This is a genomic window from Alteromonas sp. 07-89-2 (assembly GCF_013113925.1).
Classification (GTDB): domain Bacteria; phylum Pseudomonadota; class Gammaproteobacteria; order Enterobacterales; family Alteromonadaceae; genus Alteromonas; species Alteromonas macleodii.
On the sequence record NZ_VTYM01000002.1, the window covers coordinates 120,716 to 133,187 of the forward strand.

Annotated in this window: 7 protein-coding genes; all 7 read right to left on the minus strand. The window is 45.7% G+C overall.

What is annotated here, in order from left to right:
* Positions 1-120: 120 nt before the first annotated feature.
* Positions 121-2,937 (minus strand): TonB-dependent receptor, encoded by a 2,817-nt coding sequence (locus F0261_RS01845; protein ID WP_171337073.1) that lies wholly within the window; start codon positions 2,935-2,937, stop codon positions 121-123.
* A gap of 328 nt (positions 2,938-3,265) precedes the next feature.
* Positions 3,266-4,138 carry a succinate--CoA ligase subunit alpha gene (sucD, locus tag F0261_RS01850; protein ID WP_012518366.1) on the minus strand — a complete coding sequence of 291 codons (873 nt, stop codon included), beginning with the start codon at positions 4,136-4,138 and terminating at the stop codon, positions 3,266-3,268.
* Positions 4,138-5,304, minus strand: a complete 1,167-nt coding sequence (gene sucC, locus F0261_RS01855; RefSeq protein ID WP_014949450.1) for an ADP-forming succinate--CoA ligase subunit beta — start codon at positions 5,302-5,304, stop codon at positions 4,138-4,140. The genes sucD and sucC overlap by 1 nt, the downstream gene beginning before the upstream one ends.
* A gap of 152 nt (positions 5,305-5,456) precedes the next feature.
* Positions 5,457-6,968, minus strand: coding sequence for a 2-oxoglutarate dehydrogenase complex dihydrolipoyllysine-residue succinyltransferase (odhB, locus tag F0261_RS01860; protein ID WP_171337074.1), 1,512 nt, complete (start codon positions 6,966-6,968; stop codon positions 5,457-5,459).
* 9 nt (positions 6,969-6,977) lie between these two features.
* Positions 6,978-9,797 carry a 2-oxoglutarate dehydrogenase E1 component gene (locus F0261_RS01865; protein ID WP_171337075.1) on the minus strand — a complete coding sequence of 940 codons (2,820 nt, stop codon included), beginning with the start codon at positions 9,795-9,797 and terminating at the stop codon, positions 6,978-6,980.
* Positions 9,798-9,973: 176 nt separating this feature from the next.
* Positions 9,974-10,684 (minus strand): succinate dehydrogenase iron-sulfur subunit, encoded by a 711-nt coding sequence (locus F0261_RS01870; RefSeq protein ID WP_012518362.1) that lies wholly within the window; start codon positions 10,682-10,684, stop codon positions 9,974-9,976.
* 14 nt (positions 10,685-10,698) lie between these two features.
* Positions 10,699-12,471: a succinate dehydrogenase flavoprotein subunit gene (gene sdhA / locus F0261_RS01875; protein ID WP_014949447.1), complete on the minus strand. Its 1,773-nt coding sequence runs from the start codon at positions 12,469-12,471 to the stop codon at positions 10,699-10,701.
* Position 12,472 lies beyond the last annotated feature (1 nt).

Sequence of the window (12,472 nt, forward strand, 5' to 3'; positions counted from 1 at the left end):
CAATTCGTACCAAAAATTTTGAAGGGTTCCTTTCATACAAAAAGAAAAGCCACCATTTGCTCTCTCTTTTAGCACAAGCTAAAACAAAAAGCAGCAGGTGGCTTTACACACACGAAGAAATTAGAACTTGTAGTTAAATCCTAGCAAGTAGTTCGTTCCATAAGTTTGGAACTGCGTGATTTGACGGCCGTCAGCCGCTGACGCTTGAATATCATCTTCATCGGTCAGGTTCTGTGCTTGTAAAGTAACACGTAGGCCTTCTAGATATTCGATACCAGACTCGCTAAAGTCATAGCCAATTTGCGCATCAACAAGCGTACCGCCTTGCTTCGTTGCATCAACTAACGCCAAACTAACACCACGTTCTTCAGTTAGGTACTGATCGCGTTTTGTTGCCGCAAGACGGAATTCGAAACCAGCATTCTCATAGAAGAAAGTCATACTGTAAGACTCTTCAGATAGTCCAGGAATACGTGTTTCAGTTTGACCCGGAGCCGCGTCAACTTCACCATCCATAAAGGTTGCACTTGCGAACAAACCGAAGCCTTCAAGTGAATCATGGATCATGTCAAATGGAAGTGAACCTTGTAATTCGTAACCGCGAACAAAGCCTTCGAACCCATCTAATACACTGCTTACTTGACCTGTGAACAATACAGGAGTTTGACCTTCAGAGCCCTGATGTAGCTCAGGAATATAAAACTCTGTGAAATCAGCCACAATTGATGTGCTGCGGTGCCAGTTTTTAATGTCTTTATAGAAGAACGACACAGCTACATAACCTGTATCTGCAAAGTAGTTCTCATAAGCTAGGTCAAACTGGTTTGCTTCAAGTGGACGCAATTCAGGGTTACCAGCACTACCACCCCATGGACCATTTTCGATGTCTGGGCTAGTGATTTGGTTGTCGTTGAATGAGAACGTAACCTGAGTATTAGGACGCATATCATCCATACGCGGACGAGAAATAACCTTGCTCAAACCCAAACGTACGAATTGTCCCTCAGCCACTTCTGCTGAAAGGTTAAGTGTTGGAAGAACATCTGTGTAGTCTGCGCCACCTGTTACAGGGCTAGCAATGGTGTAACCCTCGCGGTCAGACGTTGCAGAGAAACCTGTTGATTCTTGATCTGCACTTACTACTTGAAGGCCTACGTTACCGCGCACCCAAATATCGCCAACTTCCATTTCCAAGTCTAGTTTGGTGTAAAGGGTAAGTAGCTCTTCATCAACGGTATAAGTATCACCTAAGCGATCGTTTTGAACGCGGCTTGCATCGCTTTCATCGTAATAACCACTTTCGAAAAGACCTAGCGAGTCGTACGCTAGCACGCCGTCAATTCCAATAAAGTTAAGGTTCGTTACGCCTAGCACTTCAGGAATAGGAGCATTTCCAGGATATGAAGGCGCTGTTAGGTAAGCACCGTTATTGTCTTTAGATTTAGAACGGTCAGAATATACAACACCAGCAGATAGGCCAGTTACCACACCCCAATCTACATAGCCTTTAACGTCGAAACGAAGGGTATCAAGCTCTTCTTCGAAAAGCGGCTGGTTTACGAAACCATCCTGTGCATCAGACTCAAGTAACGGACGAGCGCCCCATGCTTGCGGACCTGCAAGGCTAATAAGTGTTGGGTCGGTAAGGTCAACCGGTGCAATAGTTGGGTGGTCAGAGAACATTACACCAGAAGATGTCATTTCCCAGCTACGTGCAGTAATTGGACGGCCTTCAGTACCAGCACGACCTACACCTGAGTAGCTTTCTACATCGATAATTTCTTTTTCAACTTTACCGGTAGAGTAATCTAGTTCTAGTGTCCAAGAGTCGTTGATTTGGTATTCAGCATTAATGCCTACTGTGGTTAGGTCTGCTTCTTGACGACGCGCATCGTTACGAACAACGCTATAGAAACCATCAGAGTAACCACTAGTCACCAGACCGTTTTCAACACCAGTGATAGTGTAAGCGCTTGTTCCCCACTCTGCACCGCCTTCTTCAAGACCACGACGTACGTCGTCTTCAACGAAATCGATATAAAGTGCATCAAGTTGGATATTGAGCTTGTCGGTAGGCGCCCATTCAACAACAGCGGCAATTGAGTCTCGTTCTAGCATTGCTGAACGCTGGAATGAATCGTGACCACCAAGAACTACTGTACCTTCAGGAACTTCTACAGGGTCTAGGTCACGGCGCTCGTTATCGAAGTTCACACCCGCATAACCCCAACCGCGGAAGTGTTGCTCCTGACGTGGAGACTCCATGCTCGCAACAGTTAGCGCTAAACCAATCGTATCGTCGGCAAATTGATCGACAAAGTTTACAGAAATGCGGTGACCGTCGTTGTCAAAATCTGGGTTTGGAGAGTCTTCAGCATTTTTCTCGAACGTGCCGTTTACGGTAAACGTGCTTTCTGCTGTTAGAGGCTTAACCGTTTGAAGGTCAATTGAACCACCGATATTTTGGGTAGTCATGCCCGCTTCTGGTGTTTTGTATACCAGAATGTTTGAAATGATTTCCGTTGGATAAAGGTCAAACTCAACCCCACGGTTATCACCCATACCTAGAAGCTCACGACCGTTCAGTGACGTACCAACGTAGTTCTCGTTAAAACCTCGAACAGAGATACCACTTGTACGACCGTTACGACGTTCACCAGTTACGCCAGGAAGACGTGCGATTGATTCTGCAATACTGGTATCTGGTAACTTACCAATATCTTCTGCTGATAACGCTTCAACAATTGAGGTGTTATCCATTTTGATTGCTTGAGCACGCTGTAAGCTGCCGCGAATACCGCTAACTTGAATTACTTCAAGATTTGCTTCATCAACAGCATCAGTGTTTGCATCTTGTGCAAATGCTGGTGCACTACCAAACGCCATACCGCCTGAAATAAGCGCAGCTTTAATTAGGTTGGGTTTAAATTGTTTCATAAAACGGGTGTCCCATACGGTTATAGTTGTTGTCTTTTTGTTGTTCTTATGACAATTAAATGACAATACATCTCGTCGGCATAATGCTATAGAGGACCTAGGGTTTGCACAATTGCCTGCATACGTATTCAATAAAATATGTGCAACACGCCGTTAACAAAGGATATGCAGGCCTTTATGTAATTTAACAACACAAAATGGATTATACGGGGCTTTTACGGCAGATAGTTGTAATTTTGTTACAAGCATTTCTGCAGAGTTGTTAATAAGCGCGCACAAAAAAGCCCGCTTAATGCGGGCTTTTATCACACAATTGTTAAGCGCTAGCTTACCAACCTGTAGTCTCGCGAAGCGCCTTGCCGATTTCAGCAAGTGAACGTACAGTTTTAACGCCAGCGTCTTCTAGTGCTTTGAATTTCTCATCAGCAGTACCTTTACCGCCTGCGATGATTGCACCAGCGTGACCCATACGCTTACCTGGAGGAGCAGTAACACCAGCAATGTAAGAAACAACAGGCTTAGTTACATTAGCTTTAATGAACGCTGCTGCTTCTTCCTCAGCTGTACCACCGATCTCACCGATCATTACGATAGCTTCAGTTTGTGGATCGTCTTGGAACATCTGAAGGATGTCGATGAAGTTTGAACCAGGAATTGGGTCGCCACCGATACCAACACAAGTAGACTGGCCAAAACCTTCGTCAGTGGTTTGCTTAACCGCTTCGTACGTAAGTGTACCAGAGCGAGAAACAATACCTACTTTACCAGGCTTGTGGATGTGACCAGGCATGATACCAATTTTACACTCTCCAGGAGTGATTACACCTGGGCAGTTTGGACCGATCATGCGAACGCCTTTCGCTTCTACGTATTCTTTAACGTAAAGCATATCTAGCGTTGGGATACCTTCAGTGATACATACGATTAGCTCGATACCCGCATCTGCAGCTTCAACAATTGAATCTTTACAGAAAGGTGCTGGTACATAGATAACTGTTGCAGTTGCGCCAGTTGCTTCTACCGCTTCACGTACAGTATTAAATACTGGAAGACCTAGGTGCTCAGTACCGCCTTTACCTGGTGTTACACCACCAACCATTTGCGTACCGTAAGCAATTGCTTGCTCAGAGTGGAAAGTACCCTGACCGCCAGTGAAACCCTGACAAATTACTTTAGTATCTTTATTAATTAATACAGACATTATTTGCCCTCCGCTGCAGCAACAACTTTCTGCGCTGCATCAGTTAGCGATTCAGCAGCAATGATATCTAGACCAGAGTTCGCTAGAACTTCACGGCCAAGCTCTGCATTGGTACCTTCAAGACGTACAACTACAGGTACTTCTACGCCAACTTCTTTAACCGCACCAATGATACCTTCTGCAATCATGTCACAGCGAACGATTCCACCGAAGATGTTAACCAATACCGCTTTAACATTGTCATCAGAAAGGATGATTTTGAATGCTTCAGCTACACGCTCTTTAGTTGCGCCGCCACCAACGTCTAGGAAGTTAGCTGGCTTGCCACCGTGTAGGTTTACGATGTCCATAGTACCCATTGCTAGGCCTGCACCGTTAACCATACAACCTACATTACCATCTAGCGCAACATAGTTTAGTTCCCACTGAGCAGCATGAGCTTCACGCGCATCTTCTTGTGAAGGATCTTGCATATCTTTCAGCTTAGGCTGACGATATAGCGCGTTACCATCGATACCTACTTTTGCGTCTAGGCAGTGTAGGTTACCGTCAGTTTTGATAACTAGCGGGTTGATTTCGATAAGCGCAACGTCAAGCTCTTCAAACATCTTAGCTAGGCCAAGGAAGATTTGAGTGAATTGCTTGATTTGTACGCCAGAAAGACCTAGAGCAAACGCCATTTCGCGCGCTTGATAAGGCTGAGGACCTACAATTGGGTCGATTTCAGCTTTAAGGATTTTCTCTGGAGTTTCTTCTGCAACAGTTTCAATCTCAACGCCACCTTCAGTAGATGCCATGAATACAACGCGACGGGTTGTACGGTCAACTACTGCACCAAGGTAAAGCTCGTTAGCGATATCTGTGCAAGATTCAACTAGGATTTTGCTCACAGGCTGACCGTTTTCGTCAGTCTGGAAAGTCACCAAATTTTTGCCAAGCCAGTTTTCAGCGAAAGCGCGAATGTCGTCTTTGTTTTTAACTAGCTTTACACCGCCAGCTTTACCGCGACCGCCCGCGTGTACCTGACACTTAACTACCCACTCGTTTCCGCCAATTCGGTCAGCGGCTTCTACAGCACCTTGAGCAGTGTCTGCTGCGTATCCTTCAGAAACAGGCAAACCGTATTCTTTGAATAGCTGCTTACCTTGGTATTCATGCAAATTCATGGTGTTTCTATCCGATTTTTAGTAAGACAAAAGCCGCAAATGCGACTTGATTAGTTTGACTGATATTATAGGGCAAATATCAGCGTTGCGTTAGGCGCAAAGCAAGCATACACAAGCTAAACGCCTAACCACAATTCCGTGAGACGAAAGTCTTATACGTCTAGAAGTAGACGTGTTGGATCTTCAAGCATCTCTTTAACGGTTACCAAGAAACCTACTGATTCTTTACCATCGATAATACGGTGGTCATAAGAAAGCGCTAGGTACATCATTGGTAGAATTTCTACTTTGCCATTAACCGCCATTGGGCGATCTTGGATTTTATGCATACCCAAGATAGCGCTCTGTGGCGGGTTAATGATTGGTGTAGACATTAGTGAACCAAACACACCACCGTTGGTGATTGTGAAATTACCACCTTGTAGTTCAGCCAATGACAGCTTACCGTCACGGCCTTTAAGTGCTAGTTCCTTAATTCCTTTTTCAACACCTGCCATGCCTAGTGTGTCAGTATCTTTAAGTACTGGTGTTACAAGGCCACGTGGTGTAGAAACAGCAATCGATACATCGAAGTAGTTGTGATAAACAATGTCATCACCGTCGATAGACGCGTTAACTTCAGGGAAACGTTTAAGGGCTTCGGTTACCGCTTTCACGTAGAAAGACATGAAACCAAGGCGAATACCGTGACGCTTCTCGAAGCTGTCTTGGTACTGCTTACGAAGGTCCATGATTGGCTTCATGTTTACTTCGTTAAACGTTGTTAGCATTGCAGTTGAGTTCTTCGCTTCAAGAAGACGGTTAGCAATTGTCTTGCGAAGACGCGTCATAGGAACACGCTTCTCGGTACGATTACCCGTTGGTAAGTCAGCAGAAACAGATTCAGACGCAGCAGGCGCTGCCTTCGCTGAGCTGTCGCCGCCTTTAAGGTATTTCTCTACATCTTCTTTAGTGATACGGCCATTTTTGCCAGTGCCTTTCACTTTAGCTGCGTCAACACCTTTTTCTGCAAGTAAACGACGAACAGAAGGACTAAGCGCATCGCTGCTCTCGTCACTGTCATCGCTTTCGCTTGACGCTGCAGGAGCAGAAGCGCCGCTTGCTGCACCTTCTACAAATTTAGCAATCACTTCTTCAGCTGTTACAGTGGCGCCCTCTTCTGCGATAATTTCAGCAAGAGAACCGTCTGCAGGAGCAACAACTTCTAGTACTACTTTATCAGTTTCGATATCAACCAAGTTTTGGTCGCGAGAAACTGCTTCACCTACAGCTACGTGCCACGTTGCGATTGTCGCGTCAGCTACAGATTCAGGAAGTACTGGTACTTTAACATCAGATGTTTTTCCAGAAGCCGCTGGAGCCGCATCTGATTTTGAATCGTCTTCTTTTTTGCTTTCTGTTTTAGCTTCAGCTGGTGCAGCAGCACCACCCTTTTCTAGTTTAGCAATAACTTGCTCGCCTAAAACAGTTGCACCCTCTTCGTTTAGGATCTCACCAATTGTACCGTCCGCTGGCGCCACAACTTCTAAAACCACTTTATCAGTTTCAATATCAACCAGGTTCTGGTCTCGTTTAACTGCGTCACCGGCCTTTACGTGCCAGGTTGCAATGGTGGCATCGGCAACTGACTCAGGTAGAACCGGAACTTTTATCTCAATTGTCATTACTGTTCCTTATTTAATTGTGAGTGCGTTTTCAACCAGGGCTTTCTGTTGCTGGTTGTGAACGGATACATAACCTACTGCAGGTGACGAGGATGCATCACGGCCTGCATATGTTAATTTTGCACCATCTGGAATTGCTTGCCAGAAATGGTGTTGGCTACAGTACCAAGCGCCTTGGTTTTGAGGCTCTTCTTGACACCAAACCCAATCTTTTACGTGGCTGTATTGTGCCACAACTTTAGCGCATTCTTCTTGTGGGAATGGATAAAGTTGCTCTAAACGGATGATTGCAACGTCTGTTTGCTCATTTTTACGGCGTTGGTCTAACAAATCGTAGTAAACCTTGCCTGAACACATAACAACACGCTTCACATTCTTCGGATCGATATCATCAATTTCGCCTATTACGTTATGGAATTTGCCTTCTGCAAGTTCCTCTAACGAAGATACAGCCATTGGATGACGTAATAGTGACTTAGGTGACATTACAATCAGCGGCTTACGCATTGGACGAACCACTTGGCGTCTAAGCATGTTGTAAACCTGAGCAGGCGTTGAAGGTACACACACTTGCCAGTTGTGGTCAGCACACATTTGCAAGAATCGCTCAAGACGCGCAGAACTATGTTCTGGGCCTTGGCCTTCATAACCATGTGGAAGTAAAACGGTTAAACCACACAAACGGCCCCACTTCGCTTCACCTGAGCTCAAGAACTGATCAAATACAACCTGAGCGCCGTTAGCGAAGTCACCAAACTGGGCTTCCCAAATAGTTAGACACGTAGGCTCCGCTGTCGCATAACCATACTCAAATGCCATAACCGCTTCTTCTGAAAGCACAGAGTCGTAAATTTCGATCTCGCCCTGTCCTTCACGAATATGCTGTAGTGGCATATATGTCGACGCATCTTTTTGATTGTGTAACACCGCGTGACGGTGGAAGAAAGTACCACGGCCAGAATCCTGACCAGTAATGCGAATATCTTCGCCGGCATCTACGATAGTTGCATAGGCCAAGTTTTCAGCCATGCCCCAATCAAGCATTTTCTCGCCAGCAACCATCGCTTTACGATCTTGATACAGCTTGTTGACGCGAGACTGAAGTTTGTGCTCTTCAGGAATAGTGGTAATCGATTCACCCAGCTCTTTAAGCTTTTCAACTGACAATGCGCCGTCATAAGGTGTATCCCAATCGTGGCCAAGATACGGAGACCAGTCAACGCTGTGCTCTGTCATTGGACGCCACTCTTCAACAACGCACGCGCCGTGGTCGAGCGCTTCACGATATTCTTCAAGATAGCGGTCTGCGTCACGTTGCTCAATCACACCTTCAGCTATTAACTGGTCAGCATAAAGAACACGTGGAACCGGGTGCTTCTTAATTTTTTGGTACATCAACGGCTGCGTGGCGTTTGGCTCATCCGCTTCGTTATGACCATGGCGACGGTAACAAACTAGGTCAATTACTACGTCTTTCTTAAACTTATTGCGGTATTCAAGCGCAAGCTGCGTAACAAAGGCAACCGCTTCTGGATCGTCTGAGTTCACGTGAAAAATCGGTGCCTGTACCATCTTCGCGATGTCAGTACAATATTGCGTTGAACGGGTATCTTCAGTCTTCGATGTGGTGAAACCAACTTGGTTATTTACCACAATACGAACCGTACCGCCTACAGCAAAGCCGCGAGTTTGCGACATGTTGAAGGTTTCTTGTACTACACCCTGACCAGCAATTGCCGAGTCACCGTGAATAGTGATAGGCAGAACTGTATTTGTGTCATCATTGCGGCGTGCAAGACGTGCACGTACAGAACCCATAACTACAGGGTTTACAATCTCAAGGTGAGACGGGTTAAACGCTAGTGCTAAGTGAACATTGCCACCAGGTGTTGCGAAGTCAGACGAGAAACCTGCGTGGTATTTCACGTCACCCGCACCTAGTGAGTCGTCGTGCTTACCTGAAAATTCATCAAACAGCACCGATGGGTTTTTACCCAATACGTTAACTAACACGTTCAAACGGCCACGGTGAGCCATGCCGATAACCACTTCTTTGGTGCCTGCAGTGCCAGCCTTGGTGATTAAACCTTTCAGCATAGGAATAAGTGCATCTCCGCCTTCTAGAGAGAAACGCTTTGCCCCTGGGAATTTAGAACCCAAGTACTTTTCCATTCCGTCAGCTGCAGTCAGACCTTTAAGAATTCCTAACTTTTCGTCGCGAGAAATCTCAGGCTTTGCTTGAACAGATTCAATTTTTTGTTGCAACCAGCGTTTCTGTTCAGTATCGGTAATATGCATGTACTCTGCACCGATAGAGCCACAGTATGTGCGGTTTAACGATTTAAACAGTTCACCCAATGGCATTGATTCTTTGCCAATGGCATACGAACCTACATTGAATACTGAATCGAAATCTTGTTCAGAAAGGCTGTGGTGAGAAAGTTCTAAGTCGCGTACACGCTCTTGTTTCCATAGACCTAGTGGGTCAAGGTTTGCGTGCTGATGACCGCGGAAGCGGAACGCATTGATTAACTGAAGAACTTTAACTTGCCTGTCGTCTGAAACACTTGCAGAAGGCACAGACGGACTAGACATGCGGGCGGTTGGCCCTAACGCAGCAAGTTGCCTAAATTGATTTTTAATTGTTGTATGATTGGTTTCTAACTCTACGCCATCGACTTTGGGGAGGTTATCGAAGATTTGTCGCCAATTTTCAGAGACACTTTGCGGGTCTTCTAAATAAGTTTCATACAACTCTTCAACATAGGCAGCGTTGGCACCTGCCATGTGCGAGGAATCCCACCACGCTTTCATCACGCTTTCTTGCATTTAATTTGCCTTGCTACGTTTTATAAAATCTAGTTAACAATCAAGATGTATTATAAGGTTATTCTCAGCATAACCAAGTGTTATAACAGCGAATATATAAAAAAATAGCCATCCTTTTGGGATGGCTATTTAGAGCATCACTATCTGTAACTTTAGGAAGTTATCAGAATATAGTACTAAACAGCCCGTTGTAAAAGCATAGACTTAATTTGGCCTATCGCTTTTGTAGGGTTTAAGCCCTTAGGACATACACTTACACAGTTCATGATACCGTGACAGCGGAATACGCTGAACGCATCATCAAGGTCGTTAAGACGCTCTTCAGTTGCCGTATCACGGCTATCGATAAGGAAACGATACGCGTGAAGCAGACCGGCAGGACCGATGAACTTATCAGGGTTCCACCAGAATGACGGGCATGAAGTTGAACAACATGCACATAGAATACACTCGTAAAGACCGTCAAGTTTCGCACGCTCTTCAGGTGACTGTAAGTGTTCACGCGCTGGCGGCTGCTTACTGTCGTTGATTAAGAACGGCTTAATCTTTTCGTACTGTGTGTAGAACTGCGTCATATCAACAACAAGGTCACGTACAACAGGTAGACCTGGAAGTGGACGTACTACTATTTTACCTTTGCCCAGTGCAGATAAAGGAGTGATACACGCAAGGCCATTTTTGCCGTTCATGTTCACACCGTCTGAACCACACACACCTTCACGGCAAGAGCGACGGAAAGAAAGCGTCGGATCTTGCTCTTTAAGTGCAAGTAGCGCGTCTAGCACCATCATGTCCTGACCTTCCTCTACTTCTAGAGTGTAGTCTTGCATGCGAGGCTTCGCATCTACTTCTGGGTTGTAACGATAAATCGAAAAAGTTAATTGCATGATCGTTGCCTCTCTTAATATGAACGCACTTTAGGCGGGAATGCTTCCCTAAGCTTAGGCGCCATATTCACTTCACGTTTGAGCATTTTATCAGTGTTCGGATCGTAGATGCTGTGGCATAACCAGTTATCGTCATCACGGTCCGGGAAGTCGAAGCGGCTGTGAGCACCACGGCTTTCCGTTCTGAAGTTCGCTGCTACTGCTGTGCTGTACGCGGTTTCCATTAGGTTATCAAGCTCTAAACATTCAATACGCTGGGTATTGAAGTCTGCGCTCTTGTCGTCAAGGCGTGCATGCTTAAGACGCTCGCGAATTTCGCTAAGTTCTTTAAGACCTTCCGCCATTGCTTCACCTTCACGGAATACTGAGAAGTTAAGCTGCATGCATTTCTGCAAGTCTTTCTTAATTTGTACTGGGTCTTCGCCCTTACCTTTCTCTGAATTTTCCCAACGGTTGAAACGCGTCATAGAGGCTTCAAGGTCAGACTCTGATGCGTCGCGTGTTGGTGCCATTTCAGACAATGTCTTACCAAGGTGTAAACCAGTCGCGCGACCGAATACAACAAGGTCAAGAAGTGAGTTACCGCCAAGACGGTTCGCACCGTGTACAGATACACAGGCAATCTCACCACATGCAAATAGACCGTTAACAACCTTGTCGTTACCGTTTTCATCAACCGTTAGACATTGGCCATCAACGTTGGTAGGAATACCACCCATCATATAATGACATGTAGGAATTACTGGAATTGGCTCTTTCACTGGATCAACGTGCGCAAACGTACGTGAAAGTTCAAGGATACCAGGTAGACGAGACTCAAGAACGTCTTTACCAAGGTGGTCAAGCTTAAGCTTAATGTGGGTACCCCATGGGCCTTCACAACCGCGACCTTCACGAATTTCAGTCATCATTGAACGCGCAACAACGTCACGACCAGCAAGGTCTTTCGCGTTAGGCGCATAGCGTTCCATGAAACGTTCGCCGTCTTTATTGAGAAGGTAACCACCTTCACCACGACAACCTTCTGTTACCAATGTTCCTGCGCCAGCGATACCCGTTGGGTGGAACTGCCACATTTCCATATCTTGAACTGCAACACCTGCACGAAGTGCCATACCAACACCGTCACCGGTATTGATGTGTGCGTTTGTAGTAGATGCGTAAATTCGACCTGCGCCGCCTGTTGCTAATACGACAGCGCGAGACTTGAAGTAAACTACTTCACCAGATTCGATATCAATCGCGGTACAACCCACAACGTCGCCGTCTTGGTTCTTAACTAGGTCAAGTGCATACCACTCAGAGAAAACTTTTGTTTTGTTCTTTACGTTTTGCTGGTAAAGAAGGTGTAGAAGCGCGTGACCAGTACGGTCAGCTGCAGCTGCTGTACGAGCGCCCTGCTCGCCACCAAAGTTCTTAGACTGACCGCCAAAAGGACGCTGGTAGATTTTACCGTTTTCGAAACGAGAAAATGGTAGACCCATATTTTCCATTTCGATAATTGCTTCTGGACCAGTTTTACACATGTATTCGATAGCGTCTTGGTCACCGATATAATCAGAACCCTTAACGGTGTCATACATGTGCCATTCCCAATTGTCTTCGTGTGAATTACCAAGTGCTACAGTAATACCACCTTGAGCAGACACAGTATGAGAACGGGTTGGAAATACTTTTGATAACAGTGCACATGATTTACCAGACTGCGAAATCTGTAGTGCTGCGCGCATACCTGCACCGCCAGCACCAATTACTACTGCATCAAACTCGTGAACGGGTAAACTCATT

Coding starts and splice junctions, on each gene's coding strand:
- F0261_RS01870 (WP_012518362.1), bottom strand. CDS start 10,684: ATGCAATTAACTTTTTCGATTTATCGTTACAACCCAGAAGTAGATGCG.
- odhB (WP_171337074.1), bottom strand. CDS start 6,968: ATGACAATTGAGATAAAAGTTCCGGTTCTACCTGAGTCAGTTGCCGAT.
- F0261_RS01845 (WP_171337073.1), bottom strand. CDS start 2,937: ATGAAACAATTTAAACCCAACCTAATTAAAGCTGCGCTTATTTCAGGC.
- F0261_RS01865 (WP_171337075.1), bottom strand. CDS start 9,797: ATGCAAGAAAGCGTGATGAAAGCGTGGTGGGATTCCTCGCACATGGCA.
- sucC (WP_014949450.1), bottom strand. CDS start 5,304: ATGAATTTGCATGAATACCAAGGTAAGCAGCTATTCAAAGAATACGGT.
- sdhA (WP_014949447.1), bottom strand. CDS start 12,471: ATGAGTTTACCCGTTCACGAGTTTGATGCAGTAGTAATTGGTGCTGGC.
- sucD (WP_012518366.1), bottom strand. CDS start 4,138: ATGTCTGTATTAATTAATAAAGATACTAAAGTAATTTGTCAGGGTTTC.